Genomic DNA, 20,358 nt, shown 5'->3' with positions numbered 1-20,358 from the left:
CTCCTACTGTGCGAGAAAGTCTTTAGCGAAACGTTGCAATACGCCACCAGCGCTGTACACATTCACTTCGTCTGCCGTGTCTAGTCGGCAGGTCACAGGAACATCCAGCTTGTCACCGTTTTTACGAGTGATGACTAGAGCCAAATCAGAACCCGCTTCAATGTCGCCGTAAACGTCGTAAAACTCGGTACCGTCGAGTTGCAAGGTGTTGCGATTAGTTCCCGCTTTAAACTGCAAAGGCAACACGCCCATGCCAACTAAGTTGGTTCTGTGAATTCGTTCAAACCCTTCTGCCACAATTACTTCAACACCCGCTAAGCGCACACCTTTGGCTGCCCAGTCACGTGATGAACCTTGTCCATAATCGGCACCCGCCACGACAATCAAAGGCTGTTTACGGTTCATGTAGGTTTCTATCGCTTCCCACATTCGCGTAACTTGACCTTCGGGTTCAACTCTTGCTAGTGAACCTTGCACGACTTCTCCAGCGTCCTTAACCATTTCGTTATACAGCGTAGGGTTGGCGAATGTTGCTCGTTGCGCGGTTAAGTGATCACCTCGATGGGTCGCGTAAGAGTTAAAATCCTCTTCCGGCACTTCCATTTTGGTGAGGTATTCCCCCGCAGCGCTCGAAGCGAGAATCGCATTTGAAGGGGATAAGTGATCTGTAGTGATATTGTCACCCAGAATAGCTAAAGGTCTCATACCAGATAGGCTTCGTTCTCCCGCAAGAGCACCTTCCCAATAAGGTGGTCTTCGGATATAGGTACTTTGAGGTCGCCAGTCATAAAGCGGTTCAGTCGTCACCTGCTCCTCGTCTGGCTGGAACATTTTTACGTAGATCTGTTGGAATTGCTGAGGCTTAACGTGCTCACCGACAACGGCATCGATCTCGGCATCACTCGGCCATAAATCACTTAAGTAGATTGGCTTACCATTGTTGTCGGTGCCTAAGCTGTCTTTCTCGATATCAAAGCGAATCGTGCCAGCCAACGCGTAAGCAACCACCAATGGCGGTGAGGCTAAATACGCTTGTTTGGCATAGGGATGGATTCGACCATCAAAGTTTCGATTCCCTGACAACACAGCGGTTGAATACAGGTCGCGGTCGATGATCTCTTGTTGGATAGCAGGATCTAGGGCTCCGCTCATACCATTACAGGTAGTACACGCATAGCCGACGATACCGAAGCCTAGCTTTTCCAGCTCAGGTAGCAAACCTGCCGACTCAAGATAGAGCTTGGCAACTTTAGAGCCCGGCGCAAATGATGTTTTCACCCACGGCTTACGAACTAATCCAAGTTGATTGGCTTTCTTAGCCACCAATGCTGCGGCGACCACATTTCTTGGATTACTGGTGTTAGTACAAGAGGTAATCGCTGCGATGATTACGGCACCATCAGGCATCTGATCATCCCTGTACTGCTTAGCATGCTGCTCTTTCCAAGATGTTTGACTGATACCTTGTTCAGCCAGCTCTCTGGTTGGCAAACGGCGATGAGGGTTAGACGGCCCTGCAAGATTGCGCTCAACCTTCGATAAGTCAAACTCAAGTACACGCTCATATTGAGCAGAATCGAGATCGTCAGCCCATAGCCCGGTTTGCTTGGCGTAGCGTTCAACTAGTTCAACCTGCTCAGGCTCTCGACCAGTGAGTTTCAGGTATTGAATAGTCTGCTCATCGATATAGAACATACCCGCTGTCGCACCATATTCTGGCGTCATGTTAGATATCGTTGCGCGGTCACCAATAGTCAGAGCACGAGCCCCTTCACCGAAGAATTCCAAATAGCTTGAGACCACTCTCTCATTGCGAAGGAACTCAGTAATCGCAAGCACAATATCCGTTGCGGTGATCCCTTCTTGTCGTTGACCCGTTAGTTTAACGCCGACAATATCAGGCAAACGCATCATTGACGGACGACCGAGCATCACTGTCTCAGCTTCCAAGCCGCCCACACCAATTGCAATAACACCCAGAGCGTCAACATGAGGAGTATGACTGTCGGTGCCGACACAGGTATCAGGAAACGCGATGCCTTCTTTAGATTGAATCACTGGAGACATTTTCTCCAAGTTAATCTGGTGCATAATTCCATTACCCGCAGGAATCACACTCACGTTTTTAAACGCGGTTTTACACCATTCGATAAAGTGAAAACGGTCTTCGTTTCTGCGCTCTTCAATCGCGCGGTTTTTATCAAATGCTTCGTTATCAAACCCGGCATGTTCTACTGCCAAAGAGTGATCAACAATCAGTTGAGTTTCGACCACTGGGTTCACCTTGGCAGGGTCTCCGCCTTGGTCGGCAATTGCATCGCGTAAGCCAGCTAAATCAACTAAAGCGGTCTGACCTAGAATGTCATGACACACCACTCGCGCAGGATACCAAGGAAAATCTAAGTCACTCTTGCGTTCAATGATCTGCTTTAAGCTGTCTTCAAGGGTTTCAGGATCACAGCGTCTTACTAATTGCTCTGCCAACACTCGCGACGTATAAGGCAAGGTTTTATAAGCGCCCGGGGAGATTGCTTCTACCGCTTCGCAAGCGTCGAAATATTCTAAACCCGTTCCCGGTAAAACCTTTCGATATTTGTTTTCATCAAGCTCTTGGTTTCTTTCAAGTTTTACATCAGACATACATCCACCATTATCTGTTAAATTCTATTCGTTGTTTCTTGAGGCCTTGTCGTATGAAGACGGAAGTCACCTCAAGATATAAGTCGGCTCGTTATAGAGGGCTAACGTAGATGAATAGGTAGCCAGTCTTGATGCTCTGGCCCGGTGTAGTCTGCACTTGGACGAATGATGCGATTGTTTTCTCTTTGTTCGAACACGTGTGCTGTCCAACCCGTAAGGCGGCTCATCACGAAGATTGGCGTAAACAGTTTGGTTGGGATGTCCATGAAGTGATAAGCCGACGCATGGAAGAAGTCAGCATTACAGAACAGTCCTTTCTCGCGCTTCATAACCGCTTCAACACGCTCTGAAACGGCATAAAGCTGTTTATCACCCACCTCTTGAGCTAGCTCTTTTGACCAATGCTTGATTAAGGCGTTTCGTGGATCGCTCTCACGATAAATGGCATGACCGAAGCCCATGATTTTGTCTTTGTTAGCAAGCATCTGCATGATGTTGGTTTCGGCTTCATCGGCGGTTTGCCAATCTTGGATCATTTCCATTGCCGCTTCATTCGCACCACCGTGCAGTGGGCCTCTTAGTGTGCCAATCGCAGCCGTTACACAAGAATGAATATCCGACAGTGTTGACGCACAAACACGAGCGGCAAAGGTAGAGGCATTAAACTCATGTTCCGCGTAAAGGGTTAGCGAGCAGTGCATCACCTTCTTATGAAGTTCACTAGGCGTTTTGTCAGTCAACATCTTCAAGAAATAGCCACCCAAACATGCTTCGCTTTGATCTTCCGTATCAATGCGCACGCCATCATGGCTAAAGCGATACCAGTAACAAATAATCGCAGGGAAAAGCGCGAGCATTCGTTCAGTCGCAGGCAATTGTTCTGAAAAATCAGATTCTTGCTCTAGATTACCTAGCATCGAACAACCCGTTCTCATCACATCCATTGGGTGAGCGTCTGCAGGAATAAGCTCCAACAATGCTTTCAAAGGTTGAGGTAAACCACGTAAACCAACCAACAATGTTTTGTAATCGTCTAGCTCTTTTTCATTGGGCAAATGGCCTCTTAATAGCAGATGTGCCACTTCTTCAAACTGAGCGTGGTTAGCAAGATCGGTAATGTCATAGCCACGGTAAGTTAAACCCGTTCCTGATTTTCCTACCGTACATAGCGCAGTCGACCCTGCACTTTGACCACGTAGACCAGCACCACCGATTGCCGGTGCGCTGGCTGGTTTGTTTGCTGTTTTTTCACTTTTTTGCTCTACTTTTGAAGCATTTTCGACAACGGCTTTATCACTCAAAGATACAGACATGGTGAACTCCTTTTCTGTGTTAGCCGCCTGCACTCTTTGGTGCTGCCTATTTATATGCCCGATGATCTTTATCATCGGTACTGGATTTGGCGACTAACCATTTCACGTTATTGGATTAAGTTGATTTTTGATTAATTGAAACTGGTTTACCCTTCGCTTGAAAACAACTGATCAAGCTTGTTCTCGTAGTCGTGGTAATTAAGGTGTTCGTAAAGCTCCTTACGGGTTTGCATTGAATCCAACAGAGCTTCTTGATTGCCTTCAACTAGCAAGTGCTTGTAAACATTCTCCGCCGCTTTGTTCATCGCACGGAACGCACTCAATGGATAAAGCACCATGTCGACACTTGATTGGGCTAACTCGTTACAGCTGTAGAGTGGTGTTTGGCCAAATTCAGTGATGTTCGCAAGAATAGGCACGTGCTTGCCCGTTGCTGATTTCAGCGCTGCCGAGAACTTCACGTATTGATCGAGTTGATTCATCGCCTCAGGGAAGATCATGTCTGCGCCCGCTTCAACACAAGCTATCGCTCGCTCAATTGCGCTATCAATGCCTTCAACCGCCAATGCATCCGTACGTGCCATAATCACAAAGCTTTCATCGGTTCTAGCATCGGTTGCCGCTTTGACTCTATCGACCATCTCTTGCTGACTTACAATCGCTTTATTTGGTCGATGACCACAGCGTTTCTGGGCCACTTGGTCTTCCATATGGATTGCTGCTGCGCCTGCCTTCTCCATAGCGCGAATCGTACGTGCAATATTGAATGCGCCACCAAATCCCGTATCGATATCCACCAGCAATGGCAGATCACACGCGTTGGTAATACGTTCAACATCTACCAACACATCGTTCAATGTGGTGATGCCTAAATCAGGCAACCCATAAGACGCATTGGCGATGCCTCCGCCAGACAAATAGATCGCCTGATGCCCCAAGTTCTTTGCCATCATCGCGCAGTACGGATTGACCGTGCCGACGATCTGCAATGGGTCGTTGTCTTGCACAGCTTGTCGGAACTTAGCTCCTGCTGATAACTTCATAATGACGCTCCCTGTTAATTGTTTATTTCTAGCTAACCTTTAAGACTTACGGCTTTTGGTTATCGCCAGCACTGATCCGCTGACAGATTCCAATGGTCGCTTAATCAAGATCTTTGGATTGAATTTGTTGTTCTATTAGCAATCGACTGCCCGAGATGTGTCGTCGCATTAGCATTTCTGCTAGCTCTTCATCGCGATTACGAATCGCTTGTAGGATGTATTTGTGTTCATCGAGCGCCTCTTTTGGTCGAGACTGAGCCCTAGGCGATTGATAGCGGTACATTCGTAATAGGTGATAAAGCTCGTCACACAGCAGCGAAATGAGTTTGCTGTTACGACTCGCTTTGATAATGCGATAATGGAAATCGAAATCCCCATGTTGATGAAAGTAAGAAGAACCTTCGACTTCATCGATATGCTTTGAATGTGTCGACAATAACCCTTCAAGCCCGACAAGCTCTTCTTGTGTGATATGTCTCGCTGCGAGTCGAGCAGCCATGCCTTCCAAAGCCTCTCGCACCGCGTAAAGCTCTAGCAGTTTTTCTGCCGAAAAAGTAATCACTCGCGCGCCAACATGTGGAATGCGTTCTATTAGGCCAAGCCCTTCAACTCGCATTATCGCTTCACGTAATGGGCCTCGGCTTACTTCGAAGCGTTTAGCCAATTCAGGTTCCGAAATCTTACTGCCCGGTAGTAATTCACCGCTAACAATCGCCTCAACGAGATACTCAGTGAGATTTTCTGATTTAGTGTTCTCTTTATCGCTAACACGTGTTTTCGTGTTTGCATTTAAGCTGAGATCTTTTATCGCAGTATTCATATTCACGCTGCTCACTTCTATTTGCTGAACCTTAATTGTCAACAATTCCATAACATGAACATAAAATACACGATTAAATTGTCGACAATCAAGCAAATTGTCGACAATTTAGACTAAGGTAGTACTTTCTATAGGCGATAAAAACTTACTTAAAAGGACACTAAAAACAATTCAACCACTTGTTATTTATCGATTTAAGCAAAGAAAGAGCCGCTAAACCCTTCCCTACCCTAAAATCACTCGAAACCAATGTGTCGACAACTTATAGACAGACTTGACAAACGCAGAGCACTTTGTGTCGATCTACCTGTTCACCGATAAACAGATATAAAAAAGGCGCACTCATGTGCGCCTTTCATTCATAGACCCCGTTCTAACAAGCCACCTTTACTCAAGCAATCTGACGAGTAACATCTAGGTATTTGCTGATATCAACGAAATCAATTTGTTCCGGCTTCAGATACTCTTCTGCATAACGCAGGTGAATGCCGCTGGTTAAGAACAATCTAAACAGTTCGATATCGAGATGCTCGTCCAATGCCATTTTATACATGATGTCGACAGCAACACTGATTGGCTTAGCCTTCTTATAAGGCCTATCTGCAGCGGTTAATGCCTCAAAAATATCGGAGATCACCAGAATACGTTCTGGGATTGAAAGGTCATCACCAGTCAGCTTCCTTGGATACCCTGTACCTTTAAGTGTTTCATGGTGAGTTGAAGCGTAGCGAGGAACACGACTTAGCTCTTTCGGGAATGGCAGGTTCTCAAGCATCTTAATCGTGCCAAGCATGTGCTCGTTTATCTTAAATCTATCTTCAGCAGTCAATGTACCGCGTGCAATACTCAGATTGTAGACTTCGCCTAGGTTGTATAAGTGCTCAGGCACATCCATTTTAATTTGATGTTTCGGGTCAAATTCTAACGGCCTATCTCTTTTCACTATGTGCTCTGGCTTATCACTCAAAAGTGGTTCTGTGGCTGGTAAACTTGAACTCGGCTCTCGATTCATTGCCTCTATCGGTGATAGACCAAGTTGATCATCAAAGTTACGCGTCCAAGTCGTTTCAGCTATCAAGCGAATACGAGCAACTTTGTCATCACTCATGAATTCACCACCAACATTAGACGTCGCGATAAACTCAAAATCATCTTGTAGCTTCTGTTGCGCTTCAGCCAACTCTGTTTGGATTTGTTCGCTCGCTAGCTTGCCTTCAAGCTGTTTCGTTAATGCTATTATTTCAGCATCACGCCACAATACCTCAAATCGAGTTCTCACCTCGTGAATTCGGTTGTAGTTGGCCTCAAGCTTCGTACCTTTATCGACGATGTGTTCCGGCGTTGTTATTTTTCCGCAGTCATGCAACCAAGCCGCAATTCTAAACTCACGGCGTTCGTCATCATTTTTAAACTCAAAGTCTTTGAAGTGCTCAGACTGCGATTGTTCCGCCGCGTCAGCTAGCATCAAACCTAGCTCTGGTACACGGTTACAGTGCCCAGCCGTATAAGGGGACTTGTCATCGATAGCTTGGGCGATAAGCTTGATAAACGACTCTACAAACGCCTCTTGCCTCTGTTCATGTCGTTTAAGCTCCATTGCCATTTCTTTTACAGCAACAGATAACTCCCACACTTCTTTAATACGAGTATTAAGCACAGCTACGTTGTCATAGTCACGCAACTTAACCTTGTGAGTCTCTTTCTCTAATTGGCGAATAGGACGTACTATCGGTGTACCAAAGACCCAAGCCACAGGCAAGGTTAAACTCATCAGTAAAATCGTTACACCAACAGAGGTTGCTAGACGCTTATTGACTGTACTGAAGACTTCAGATTCGGGAATCAATACCGCAAAATACTCAGAGTAGTGTTCGCCCGTGTCTATTTTCTTTAAATAGAGATGCTTGATCTCGCCATTCAACTCTACCCTTACCATACTGCCTTCAACCGTTGCTTCCTTAGTCAAATCATAAAGTTCAGTATAAGGAACCGTCGTATTCGTATTAAAGCCGGTATCATGCAGCCACTTTTTCGCTAAGGCATCAAGTTGTTCACCACTTAACTTACTGATAGCTTGATCAATGATTGGGAGCAATTGTTTATGCTTGCTCTGCAGCACCAAATGGAATTGGTTTGAGTAGTTCTGTTTTAGATCTTCTAGAGTCCCATTGACAACAAGGCCTGGCTGGAAAAACCTATCTAATGCAAACGAGAGTACGGGTTCTGCTTCTAAGAAAGCAAAGTTCTCTTCGCTTTCAATTGAATTAAATGCAGACTCTAGGTTTTCAAATTCAACTAAATCAATGTTCGGAAAATCCTCTCTCAACTTAGGAATAATTGACCACCCAGATAAAATGGCAACTTTTTTACCCTCAAGCTCGGCATAATTAGTGACAACCTTCGCGCCGACCCTTGTCACGATAGAAAATGGCAATTCATAAATTGGAGTCGTGTATAGGCCATCTATGCCATTATTTTTATAATGTTGAACCGATTGCAAGCCATCAATACTTCCTTCTTGAAACTTACTGACAAGTTCGCCCCAAGAGAAACCATTAACAAATTCAAACCTGATCCCTGTCATCTCACCAATCATTTTAAGAAGGTCTATCGCATAGCCGTTTGGTTTTCCCGCCACTGAAAAGTCCATCGGCCCCCAATCATTTTGATTAGACACTAACAGCGGAGGGGTATCGTTAATCAAGGCTTGCTGCTCAGACGATAGCATCAATGTTGATACATCAAACTCCGATTCCTGATTGTTAACCTTGAGGTTAGACGCAATAATATTACCCGATTTCGAATATAAGAAAGACTCAACCTTACTGTCTTCTGCTAAGCCAAGCGCCGTACCTGATAGTTTGCTAGCTAAAGAAGACAACACAATATCAATACCAATCACATGTTGAACTTCAGATTCGATTTTCGAATCAAACGCTAAAGAATAAGTTTGCCCGGTAATTTGTAAATGCTGGAAAAGATATGGCTGAGTTTTTTCGACCGACTGAACATTGGCAGAAACATACCAAGGCCTGGTTGTTGGAAGGTAGTTGCTCTGCTCCGTAGTTGAGTTTCTTAGCGTAAACTCTTGGTCAAAATATTTCGTCGTACGGACGCGCTCCTCCCCTATATTATGAATCTCAACCACAACCCAACGGTCTTTTTGTTGTGCACCGATTTTTTCTCTAACGACAGGGGCAGATTCTAGATTAATAATTTGGAAGAAGTTTTCATTAGATGAGCCAATGTAAATACTATAAAAGAGAGGGTTATCTTTAATTGCTTCTGAAAGAATACTACGCGACTCTTCTTTCGATATTTTGTTACTTATAGAACGTTTCACTGAAGAAAGTAAACGCGCCGTATTGGCTGCGTCAGAATCAACCGCGCCGATATAGTTACTCAGCTCTTGGGACACCATCGTCAACTTTGATAGGGTATTCTCAGTCGCCATTTTTTTACTGAAGTAATATTGCAGTGAAACCGCAACAACAGCGGTAAGAAATGTCGCGAGTAAAAACATTCCTCCAACAGTAAATCGTAACGAAATTTTTTTTAATGCCATTATTTCATCCTTGAATAATCGCCAACTCCAAAGTTAACAGCCTAGCGCAATCAATACCGCTTAAGTTGCATATCAACTATAGTAACTCTATTCCACATCTAAAATCTAACACCTCTATACACCTGACTCTTTTGCAGAAATAGTTATCGTAGTCACATCTAACAATATAGACCAACAACCAATGCACTCGAGTAGAAAACGCTAGTTAAATCCAACCTTTGTCAATGAATTCAATCATTCTGAGACAATAACTACGATTTTAGAATCCAGATATCATTCAACAGTAAATGGACAAAAACACGTTACCGTGAACTTTATGAACAATATTAATCCAATGTTCTTTATTCTCAATATCGCCGCATTACAGACATTTCATTAACACACCGTTAACTTTAGCTTCATCTGCTAAGCAATATCCTACTCATCTGTTTAGTAGCTGGAAATAAAACATAAGTTTCTCTCCATTGAAGAGATCCCCTACATAAGGAACGTGAACCATGTTCAAGGCACTGAAACCTACTCTTGCGGCTTCTATCATCGCAGCAACCTTTTCTTTCAACACTTTTGCTGCTGACGTAGAAAAAATCCACTTCCTAATCCCTGGCGGCGCTGGTGGTGGTTGGGATATGACAGCTCGTGGTACGGGTGATGTATTGGTGAAATCAGACATCGTAGAAAATGTCTCTTTCCAAAACCTATCTGGTGGCGGTGGCGGTAAAGCGATTGCTCACCTAATCGAAACGGCTCAACGCCAAGAAGACACGCTAATGGTGAACTCAACGCCTATCGTTGTTCGTTCACTAACGGGGATCTTCCCACAATCTTTCCGTGACCTAACTCCTGTAGCAGCAACCATTGCCGATTACGGTGCAATTGTCGCGTCTGCAGATTCTAAGTACAACACTTGGGAAGACGTCGTTAAAGAATTCGAAACCAACCCACGTAAAGTGAAAATTGCTGGTGGCTCAGCTCGTGGCAGCATGGACCACCTTGTGGTTGCGGCAGCGTTCAAAGGCGAAGGTTTTGATGCTAAAAAAGTACGTTACATTGCCTACGATGCTGGCGGTAAAGCGATGGCGGCACTGCTTTCTGGCGAAACACAGCTGCTTTCTACTGGCCTTGGTGAAGTGCTAGAGATGTCTAAATCTGGCCAAGTAAAAGTGCTTGCTGTGACGGCGCCAAAGCGTCTTGATGCTGCACCTAACATCCCAACACTGACTGAGTACGGCAACGAAACCGTATTCGCTAACTGGCGTGGTTTCTTTGCGGCACCTGGCACAAGCCAAGCGAAGATCGACGAGTGGAATGTAGCGCTTGGCAAAATGTACAAAACCGATGAGTGGCAAGTGGTTCGTGACCGTAACGGTTGGATCGACAACTACAAAGCTGACAAAGATTTTTACGCCTTCCTAGAAGATCAAGAAAAACAGATGGGCGACCTAATGCGAGAGCTTGGTTTCTTGAAATAACCAACAACCATAGAGGGCCTATGTGCCCTCTTACTCTTTCCTTGTTTCGCCGTGCATGAGTTAACTTCAAACTCCTTTGTTTATTCGTAGTGTATTGCTAAAGCTTGCTGATTCGTTGTAGAGGCAAGTGGCTTAACCAAGTCATGTAATTCGCTCACCTTTGGTTAGTGATCCCAGACATTTCATTGACTCGCTCATGTACGGCTTTTTTACTTTTTATACCACCCCAAATGGAGTTGGATATGTCGGACTTACCAACCAAATTTCTGAGTAAGGAATCTTTGCTTTCGAAGGATCGCATCGGAGCCATGCTCTTTATGCTTGCATGTTTATGCTATGGCTACCAAACCACGCTGATTCCTTTGTTCCCCGGTGACGAGTACGAACCCTTCACAGCAAGAACCTTACCTATCCTGCTAACGTTTATCGGCATTGGCCTTTCGTTGATCCTGCTTATAACCGGACAGCCGGATAAAAAAGTTACATGCGACACTACGCCGCTGAACTGGAAACTGCTTATTGGCTTCTTGGTGTTAATGGCTCTGTACGGTGTTGGACTGACTTATCTTGGCTTTGTTTTAGCAACCAGCTTCTTCTTACTTGCAGGCTTTTACCTACTGGGTGAGCGCCGCAAAGCTGTCTTATTTGGCGCGTCGTTTCCTTTCGTTATCGCGTTCTTTCTTTTATTAACTCAAGGCTTAGATATCTACCTAGAGCCTGGTTTAATCTTCACTCTTTGGTAGGGATAACATTATGTTAGACGGAATTTTACAAGGACTTTCTACCGCCGTGATGCCAATGAACATCATGATGGTAATTGTTGGCTGTTTTGTTGGTACCTTTATTGGAATGCTACCGGGACTCGGTCCAATTTCAGCAATCGCGTTGATGATCCCGATTACATACGGCCTAGATCCTTCTTCTGGCCTAATCTTGTTGGCTGGTGTGTACTACGGCGCTGTATTTGGTGGCTCGACGTCATCCATCTTAATCAATGCTCCGGGTTGTTCTTCAACGGTAGTAACCGCGTTTGACGGCTACCCGATGGCTCAAAAAGGCCAAGCAGGTAAAGCACTTGCTCTCGCGGCTTACTCTTCTTTCACAGGCGGTACGCTTTCAGCAATCATGCTTTTGATTGCCGCACCGGCTCTAGCAAGCGTGTCACTGAGCTTCCAGTCTTCAGACTACTTTGCGTTGATGCTATTAGGTTTGTCCGCTGTAGCGGCGTTTGCAGGCCCAGGTCAGGTAATCAAAGCGTGGATGATGACTATTCTTGGTTTGATGCTATCAACTGTAGGTATCGACAAAGGTGTTGGCGTTGAACGGTTCACTTTTGGCCTTACGGATCTGATGGATGGCTTTAGCTTCCTATTATTAGCGATGGCAACATTCGCACTGGGTGAAACCTTGATGGGTATTCTAAAACCAGAGCAAGACACCAGCGCGGAAGAAAGCCAAAAGATGTCGGATATTGGTAGCATGAAGGTCACCAAAGAAGAGTTCAAAGAAGTGGCACCAGTTTCAATTCGATCTTCTATTCTCGGTTTCTTTACCGGTGTTCTACCGGGCGCAGGTGCCACTATTGCGGCATTCCTAAGCTACGGTATGGAGCGTAGCCTCGCGCCAAAAGACAAGCAGAAAGAGTTCGGTAAAGGCAGTATCCGTGGTCTTGTTGCTCCTGAATCAGCAAACAACGCCGCTTCAAGTGGTTCATTCGTTCCGCTACTAACGCTGGGTATTCCGGGCTCTGGTACAACTGCGATTATGCTTGGTGCATTGATTGCCTACGGTATTCAGCCTGGTCCTCGCTTGTTCGTTGAACACCCAGACGTATTTTGGTCGGTGATTATCTCGATGTACTTTGGCAACATCGTGCTGGTTATCTTAAACCTACCGTTGATCCCATATATCTCTAAACTGCTAGCGGTACCTAGAACGGTTCTACTTCCAATGATTATCTTCTTCTCAATCACTGGCGTGTACTTGGTGTCATTCAACACGATGGACGTATTTGTGATGCTACTGGTAGCGATGGCTGCGATAGCATTAAGGCTAGCCAACTTCCCATTGGCACCATTACTGTTAGGCTTCATATTGGGCGGCTTGATGGAAGAGAACTTAAGACGAGCATTGATGATCAGCGATGGTGAGTTGAACTTCTTATGGGAACGCCCTATTACGATGACCTTCACTATTCTGGCGGTATTGGTGCTGTCTAGCCCGATTCTAGTGAAACTATTTAAGAGTTTTAGAGCGAAGCCAGTAGAAGTGTAAAGCTTTATCGAATCAACTAAACCTCAACGAAAGGAGCCATTGGCTCCTTTTTTCATTTAAAGCCTCAATTAAAACCAGCGGTTAAAGATGGTAGCAAACTCACAAACCTATCTTTACAACACACATGGCGCTGATATTCATAACAAATTCAAGTAAGGTAACCAGTTAGTTAACGTATTGGATTCTAAAACTATGGATTGGTTGATTCTATTCTTATCAGGGGTGGTTGGCGGTGTGCTTAACTCCATTGCGGGTGGCGGCAGCTTCATCACTTTCCCTGCTTTGTTATTTGCTGGCGTTCCACCAATAGCAGCCAACGCGACCAATACCTTTGCTTCGTGTGCTGGATACATTAGCGGAGCCTACGCTCTGCGCCACGAAATTCAATCTGGTACTAAGCAGCTAAAACTGACTATAGCTTTATGTGTGATTGGCGGTGGTATCGGGGCATTTTTACTGCTGCACACACCAGAAGCTCTGTTCACTCAATCTGTCCCTTGGCTGTTGCTGTATGCTGCTCTGCTTTTCACGTTTGGCGGCACGCTCAATAAATGGCTTAAACAAGCTACAGCAAAACATAAGCACGCCACTAGCGCAGGCGCATTCTTTTCCGCTTTATTACTTTTGATTGTCTCTATCTACGGTGGGTATTTTAATGCAGGTTTGGGCATTGTGACATTGAGCTATTTGGCGCTGGCTGGTTACACCAACATCAACGTGATGAATGGCATCAAACTGCTCGTGTCCGCGTGTGCTTCCCTCGCAGCGATCGTGTTTTTTATCGTAAATGGTTCGATTAATTGGCCGTCTGGCATGGCTGTATTATTGGGTACATTGGTTGGTGGTTATTATTCAGCAAAAGTCTCTCGCCGCATCCCACAACAATATGTTCGTAATACAGTGATCATCGCGAGTTTCTTAATCACCGCTTACTTTTTCTATAATAACTAGGTTTTATGCTAAGTCGGTTTGACACTAATTAAACCCGAAACTGAATCTAATTCTAACTGGAAAACACAGCGGGAAAGCTGACTCTCGCATTACCTATCTCGCTATTTTATTACTTATAAAATAACCGTGTCGATATGTGTGAGACGAGTCCTTTAATTAGTAAATTTGATAACAATTTAGACTGTTTTTTAGCCTTTATTTTGCCAAAGGTAGGATAATTCTCCTGTCGAAAGTGAGACTTCATTAGGAGGCGTTATGAACACTAAACTCGGTCATGTCATGTCATCAAGTCGACTCATTTGCTTTGTCGCTTTTCTTGCTGCCACATTCGCGTGGATCCTAAAAATGCCCGCTCTGTTTTCTGTGTCAGCGCTATTCTTACTTATCAGTGCAATCGTTTATGTCACCGATCTTTGGAAGAATCAAAGAAAGAACCGCGAAGCTTAGCCAATTACGGTTTAATCGAACGAATTAAAAAAGGAGCTCATAGGCTCCTTTTGTGTTTTTCGCTTATCTAATTAGGCGTACTAATCGTCGACGCCTTATCTAACGACGCCTTCTTATTAACGACGGAAGTTACGACCGTTACCGCCGCGGCGCTCTTTAAATGCAGACGCAGCTTTAGCTTGAGAAGCGTGGATAGACTCAACCGTTAGTTCCATTGGCTCACGAGGCTCTAGCCCATGGCGGAATGTACGTGAACGCGGAGGCATCTGGTATTCGATGTCCGATGCTTTAGGCATGCGCTTGAAACGGTAAAGGTAGAAGTTTTCAACCTTCTCACGAGCCCATTCGGTTTTCTTCAGGTATTTAACTGCACTTGCCACTGTAGGCTTAGTGTTAAAGCAGTTCATACGCATGGCCGCATCTAAAATTTCCCAACCATAGTGATCCACTAATTCAGTGATCATGGTTTCAAGCTTTAAGCCGTGTAGCGGGTTATTTTGTTGCAGTTCGATTCTTTCTTCTTCAGTCATAACATTACCTTTTTCAAGGCAACTAAAGGCCTTGAATTTACTCTAGAACACCGTCATCACTGACCATTTCTAGCTCAATCACTTGGGCATTACATCCATTGCCCTTATTTATGCCTTTATGATGGCATAAAGCATACTCGTTATCCTATTTATCTTTGAAATTAATTTCGAATTGGTCACTTAACACCCTACCTTAGCTCGCTATACAGACTAAGACATTCTGTGAACAAAATTTCCCCTTAAAGATTATGAGACTGGTTTAACTTAACAAAACCTACGGTAACCGTATGCAAAATCCATATATTTAGTGATACGCAAAGCCCACAAGCTGCGCTCGCTTAACGGGTTGTATTAAATTTACTTTACGTGACTCTCTTGCAGAACCAACAAAAAAGGATGCCAGTTGGCATCCTTTTGTTTTCTAGTTTACAGCTAATAAGAACAACAAGGTTCTTAACTGATTCTAACTAACGATTATACGTCGTAAGTTGTAGAAGCAGTGTCGCCGCCTGTACCAGTCCAGTTTGTGTGGAAGAATTCACCACGTGGACGGTCAGTACGCTCGTAAGTGTGAGCACCGAAGTAGTCACGTTGAGCTTGAAGCAGGTTCGCTGGTAGACGTGCAGTTGTGTAACCGTCTAGGAAAGATAGCGCAGAAATCGTACATGGCATTGGGATACCAGACTCTAGAGATTTCGCTGCTACTTTACGCCATGCCGCTAGGCTGCTTTGTAGGATGTTTTTGAAGTACTCGTCAGAACCTAGGAACGCGATGTCTGGGTTTGCTTCGTACGCATCACGGATGTTGCCTAGGAATGCAGAACGGATGATACAACCACCACGCCACATTAGTGCTACGTTGCCGTAGTTTAGATCCCAGCCGTTCTCGTTAGACGCTTCGCGCATTAGCATGAAGCCTTGAGCGTAAGAGATGATCTTAGAAGCCAGTAGAGCTTGACGTAGTGCATCAACCCACTCTTGCTTGTCACCTTCAACTGGAGTGATTGTCTTACCGAATAGAGTTTCAGCTTCAACACGTTGATCTTTCAGTGCAGATAGGCAACGAGAGAATACAGACTCAGAGATAAGCGTTAGAGGAATACCTAGGTCTAGTGCATTGATACCGGTCCACTTACCCGTACCTTTTTGGCCTGCAGTGTCTAGGATCTTTTCAACTAGCGCTTCACCGTCTTCATCTTTGTACCCAAGGATGTCTGCAGTGATTTCAACTAGGTAGCTGTCTAGCTCAGTCTTGTTCCAGTCAGCGAATACTGCTTGCATCTCGTCAGCAGACATACCTAGGCCATCTTTCATGAACTGGTAAGCTTCAGTGATAAGCTGCATGTCACCGTATTCGATGCCGTTGTGTACCATCTTAACGAAGTGACCAGCACCGTCGTTACCAACCCAGTCACAACAAGGCTCGCCAGCGTCAGTTTTTGCAGAGATACCTTGGAAGATTGGCTTAACCGCTTCCCAAGCTTCAGCCGCGCCACCTGGCATGATTGAAGGACCGAAACGAGCACCTTCTTCACCACCAGATACACCAGTACCGATGAAGTGGATACCTTTCTCACGACAATGCGCTACACGACGGTTAGTGTCTGGGTAGTTAGTGTTACCACCATCAATGATGATGTCGCCTTCGTCTAGAAGTGGGATTAGGTTTTCGATGAACGTGTCTACAACGTCACCAGCACGAACCATAAGCATCACTTTACGTGGTGCTTCTAGCTTCTCAACTAGCTCTTCTAGAGAGTAAGCACCAACAATGTTAGTACCTTTAGCTGGGCCTTCTAGGAACTCGTCTACTTTAGCAGCAGTACGGTTATGAGCCACAACTTTGAAGCCGTGGTCGTTCATGTTTAGGATAAGGTTCTGACCCATTACTGCTAGGCCAATTACACCGATATCACCTTTCATTATTTTATCTCCTTGCGGCTATTCGCACTTATGCGATAGCACTTGCTGCATTTGAATCTAAGAACCACTCTGTTTCGCCAGTTTTAGACTGGATTTTCGCTGCCGGGTAAGGCAGTTCTGAAGCAGGAGTTGTATGAATTTCTTTAACGATCTCAACTTTACCTGCACCCAGTACTAGGTAGCTGATTCGTTTTGCTGCTTCTAAAACTTTCGCTGTTTTAGAAACACGGATTTGACCAGACTCAGGGTGAGAAGCTAATACAGATAGGTTCTCATCTTGGTAGTTGGTTGCACCTGGGAATAGTGAAGCTGTGTGGCCGTCTGCGCCAACACCAAGCAGAATCCAATCGAATACAGGCGTGCCGTTTTCTGTTGGGATTACGTCTGCCATCTCTTTTGCGAAACGCTCTGCTTCTGCTTTTGGTTCATCTTCACCACGGATGCGGTGGATGTTTTCAGCAGGAAGGTTTACTTGAGTAAACTCTTTTAGTTTTGAAAATAAGAGCGCGTTTGCTTCACCGAAGTTGCTTTCAGCGTCGTCTGGTGCAACGCAACGTTCGTCGCCCCACCAGAAGTGAAGGTTATTCCATTGAATACCTTCCGCGTAAGGCGCCTGTGCTAAAAGCTTGAAAAGCATTTTTGGCGTGCTGCCACCAGACAGTGAAATGTGAACAGGTGTGCCCTGCTCGCTGTATGCTTTCATTTCATTTGCTAGGTTTTCAACAACCAGTTCAGGCGTTGCAAAGATCTTGTGATTGATCATAGTTCGCAGTAATCCGTGTCTGTTAAGTTTTTGCATGGGAAACGCCATGCGCGGCCATCACGTTGCAGAAGTTCATCTGCTTCCTGTGGGCCCCAAGTACCACAAGCATAGCCAAACAGTGCTTGAGGGTCTTGCTTGAAGTCTAAGATTGGTTGAACGTACTTCCAACATGCTTCTACCGCATCGGTACGTGCAAACAGAGTCGCATCACCGTTCAGTGCATCAAGAAGAAGACGCTCATAAGCCGTCAGCATCTGAGTTTCAGGCAAGTCAGAGTAAGAGAAGTTCATTTTCACTTCTTTTGCTTTGAAGCCTGCGCCTGGCTCTTTCAAACCAAAGCTCATCTGAATACCTTCATCCGGTTGGATACGGATAATCAGCTTATTCTCTGGTGCATCTTGACCAAATACTGGGTGTGGCGTGTTCTTAAAGTGAATCACGATTTCAGTCACACGTGTTGGTAAGCGTTTACCTGTACGTACGTAGAAAGGAACACCATTCCAACGCCAGTTATTGATGTGAGCTTTCAAGCCGATGTACGTCTCAGTACGAGAGTCATCCGCAACACCCGGCTCTTCACGGTAACCAAGCAACTGCTGGCCGCGAACGTCTGACGCTGTGTATTGACCTAGCACTAAATCTTTACGCAGGTCGTCTTCTTCTAGCGGTTTGAGACACTGAAGCACTTTAACCACTTCATCACGAATAGAATCAGCGTTAATTTGTGCAGGCGGCTCCATACCTACCATCGCTAGCACTTGCAGCAGGTGGTTTTGGAACATGTCGCGAACTGCGCCAGAACCGTCGTAGTATCCGCCACGCTCTTCAACGCCAAGGAACTCAGCACCTGTGATTTCAACGTATTCAATGAAGTTACGGTTCCACAGTGGTTCAAACATCGCGTTTGAGAAACGAAGCACTAGAAGGTTTTGAACCGTCTCTTTACCAAGGTAATGGTCGATACGGTAGATCTGGTGTTCTTGGAAGTGATGATGGATCTCTTCATCCAACGCTTGAGCTGATGCTAAGTCGTAACCAAATGGTTTTTCGATGATCAGACGACGCCAGCCGTTCGATTCATCGTTAAGGCCATGCGCAGCAAGGTTTGCTGGAATCACACCGTATAGGCTTGGCGGGGTTGCCAAGTAGAACAATGTGTTATGGTTTTCGAATTGGTAGTCTTGCTCAAGCTTGTCTAGACGTTGTGCTAAACGAGCATAGTCGTCTACATCTGAAGTATTGATCGCTTGGTAATGCAGATGTTCAATAAATGCATTCAGCGTCTCTGGTTCAGTTTTTTCCATTTCCTGAAGAGACTTCTTCAGCTTCTCACGGTAAGACTCATCGCTGTACTCAGTACGGCTCACTCCAAGAATCGCAAAGGATTCTGGTAGTTGATTGCTAGCATACAGGTGGTATAGAGCAGGAATTAACTTGCGGTAAGTTAGATCTCCCGACGCACCAAAAATAACGATGCTGCTGTTTTCAGGTATTACCATCATCTTTCCTATAAAAACAAGGTTTTTAGTATTCGCCAAAGGTATCAGCGACATACGAAAATAGATAATAGGTCTTAACTATTACATCAATAGTAAGCGCCTATTAAATTTGAGAATGCGTTTGGTAAACGAGGGTGAAAGCTATCACCTCTATTCGGGACAGTATTGTCTATGACTATTTGATTTACATCAACCACTGTGAAAGCAATCGATTAAATATTGACTCATTTCGAACAAATTCTAATCGATAGTTCCGTTCATTTGACCCGAGGGAGAAGCAAATCGGCATTCTCAAACAGTGTAGTCAAGAAAGAACGGTATCTGGTCGGTGGAGTGAGCAATAGGAAAGGGAGAAAAAGGTAAAACCAGCTTATTCAACTGGCTTTATATTTATTTTGATGGTGTCGTGTTTATCTTTGCGCTTTGTTGTAGCAGCGCTCCGGGCGACCTACGGTACCGTAATTTAAGTCTGCGACTAACTCACCAGTGGTAATCAAAAATTCTAAATAGCGTCTGGCGGTGGTTCGGCTAGCACCAATTCGTTCTCCGGCTTCATCGGCGGTAATATTAACGGCATCAGCTTGCTGAAAAATGGCTCTGATCTTATCCAACGTTACGCCATCAATGCCTTTGGGTAAGGTGGATACTTTTCCAGAGTCCGCTTTGGCATTGGCTTGCAGCATCTTATCAACCAAACCTTGATTCAAATCCGACACACTTTCAAACTCTTGCTGTTGAGATTGATACTTTTTCAGTGCCGCTTCCAAACGAGGGAACATTACTGGTTTCAATAGATAATCGACCACCCCACCACGCATTGCTTGCTGCAGCGTATCGACATCCCGAGCAGCAGTAATCAAGATAACGTCGCAGCCTTGATTGCTCCCTCTTACGTGATTAAGAATATCGAGCCCACACCCGTCCGGCAGATACACATCCAATAACACCAAATTCGGTTTTAAGATGTCCAGTTGCATCAGCGCTTCAGACTGTGTAGTGGCAATGCCGACCACGTCAAAGCCACCCATCTGTTCTAAATAACGATGGTGTAGCTCTGCAATCGCAATATCATCTTCAATGACCATGACTCTCGTGATTGCGTTCATTTATGTTCTTCCTTT

General features: G+C 45.0%; 15 protein-coding genes. 5 read left to right on the top strand and 10 right to left on the bottom strand.

The window, feature by feature from the left end:
• Positions 1-3 precede the first annotated feature (3 nt).
• From acnD to AB4583_RS03695, 5 genes are all read right to left on the bottom strand, one after another.
• Positions 4-2,640: a Fe/S-dependent 2-methylisocitrate dehydratase AcnD gene (acnD, locus tag AB4583_RS03715; protein ID WP_017069364.1), complete on the bottom strand. Its 2,637-nt coding sequence runs from the start codon at positions 2,638-2,640 to the stop codon at positions 4-6.
• A 101-nt stretch (positions 2,641-2,741) separates the two neighbouring features.
• Positions 2,742-3,953, bottom strand: coding sequence for a 2-methylcitrate synthase (gene prpC, locus AB4583_RS03710; protein ID WP_372116475.1), 1,212 nt, complete (start codon positions 3,951-3,953; stop codon positions 2,742-2,744).
• Positions 3,954-4,099: 146 nt separating this feature from the next.
• On the bottom strand, positions 4,100-4,996 hold the full coding sequence (prpB, locus tag AB4583_RS03705; RefSeq protein ID WP_017062292.1) for a methylisocitrate lyase: 897 nt from the start codon (positions 4,994-4,996) through the stop codon (positions 4,100-4,102).
• A 100-nt stretch (positions 4,997-5,096) separates the two neighbouring features.
• Entirely contained in the window at positions 5,097-5,816 is a 720-nt protein-coding gene (locus tag AB4583_RS03700) for a GntR family transcriptional regulator (RefSeq protein ID WP_102428969.1), read from the bottom strand.
• A 391-nt stretch (positions 5,817-6,207) separates the two neighbouring features.
• Positions 6,208-9,381 (bottom strand): HD domain-containing phosphohydrolase, encoded by a 3,174-nt coding sequence (locus tag AB4583_RS03695; protein WP_372116473.1) that lies wholly within the window; start codon positions 9,379-9,381, stop codon positions 6,208-6,210.
• A gap of 497 nt (positions 9,382-9,878) precedes the next feature.
• Between AB4583_RS03695 and AB4583_RS03690 the strand changes: the two genes are divergently transcribed.
• From AB4583_RS03690 to AB4583_RS03670, 5 genes are all read left to right on the top strand, one after another.
• Complete coding sequence (locus AB4583_RS03690; RefSeq protein ID WP_004733595.1) at positions 9,879-10,850, top strand: tripartite tricarboxylate transporter substrate binding protein; 972 nt, start codon at positions 9,879-9,881, stop codon at positions 10,848-10,850.
• A 242-nt stretch (positions 10,851-11,092) separates the two neighbouring features.
• Positions 11,093-11,593, top strand: coding sequence for a tripartite tricarboxylate transporter TctB family protein (locus AB4583_RS03685; protein WP_004733594.1), 501 nt, complete (start codon positions 11,093-11,095; stop codon positions 11,591-11,593).
• A 10-nt stretch (positions 11,594-11,603) separates the two neighbouring features.
• Entirely contained in the window at positions 11,604-13,124 is a 1,521-nt protein-coding gene (locus AB4583_RS03680; protein WP_372051457.1) for a tripartite tricarboxylate transporter permease, read from the top strand.
• Between the two features lie 192 nt (positions 13,125-13,316).
• A complete protein-coding gene (locus AB4583_RS03675; protein ID WP_017069358.1) occupies positions 13,317-14,075 on the top strand; it encodes a sulfite exporter TauE/SafE family protein in 759 nt (252 codons plus the stop codon).
• Positions 14,076-14,330: 255 nt separating this feature from the next.
• Entirely contained in the window at positions 14,331-14,522 is a 192-nt protein-coding gene (locus tag AB4583_RS03670; RefSeq protein WP_123283324.1) for a hypothetical protein, read from the top strand.
• 116 nt (positions 14,523-14,638) lie between these two features.
• Here AB4583_RS03670 and AB4583_RS03665 read toward each other — a convergent pair whose 3' ends face one another.
• The 5 genes from AB4583_RS03665 to AB4583_RS03645 form a co-directional block, all read right to left on the bottom strand.
• Positions 14,639-15,052 carry a VF530 family DNA-binding protein gene (locus AB4583_RS03665; RefSeq protein ID WP_010438513.1) on the bottom strand — a complete coding sequence of 138 codons (414 nt, stop codon included), beginning with the start codon at positions 15,050-15,052 and terminating at the stop codon, positions 14,639-14,641.
• Between the two features lie 474 nt (positions 15,053-15,526).
• Positions 15,527-16,975, bottom strand: a complete 1,449-nt coding sequence (gene gnd, locus AB4583_RS03660; RefSeq protein WP_017069357.1) for a decarboxylating NADP(+)-dependent phosphogluconate dehydrogenase — start codon at positions 16,973-16,975, stop codon at positions 15,527-15,529.
• A 28-nt stretch (positions 16,976-17,003) separates the two neighbouring features.
• Entirely contained in the window at positions 17,004-17,738 is a 735-nt protein-coding gene (gene pgl, locus AB4583_RS03655) for a 6-phosphogluconolactonase (protein ID WP_248641252.1), read from the bottom strand.
• Positions 17,735-19,237 (bottom strand): glucose-6-phosphate dehydrogenase, encoded by a 1,503-nt coding sequence (zwf, locus tag AB4583_RS03650; RefSeq protein ID WP_017070947.1) that lies wholly within the window; start codon positions 19,235-19,237, stop codon positions 17,735-17,737. The genes pgl and zwf overlap by 4 nt, the downstream gene beginning before the upstream one ends.
• A gap of 410 nt (positions 19,238-19,647) precedes the next feature.
• Complete coding sequence (locus tag AB4583_RS03645; RefSeq protein WP_017069356.1) at positions 19,648-20,343, bottom strand: response regulator; 696 nt, start codon at positions 20,341-20,343, stop codon at positions 19,648-19,650.
• Positions 20,344-20,358: the final 15 nt, after the last annotated feature.

Source organism: Vibrio sp. 10N.222.49.C12, from assembly GCF_041475025.1.
Taxonomy (GTDB): Bacteria; Pseudomonadota; Gammaproteobacteria; order Enterobacterales; family Vibrionaceae; genus Vibrio; species Vibrio crassostreae_C.
The sequence above is the reverse complement of the archived record's forward strand: the minus strand, read 5'-3'. Positions and strand labels throughout refer to the sequence as shown.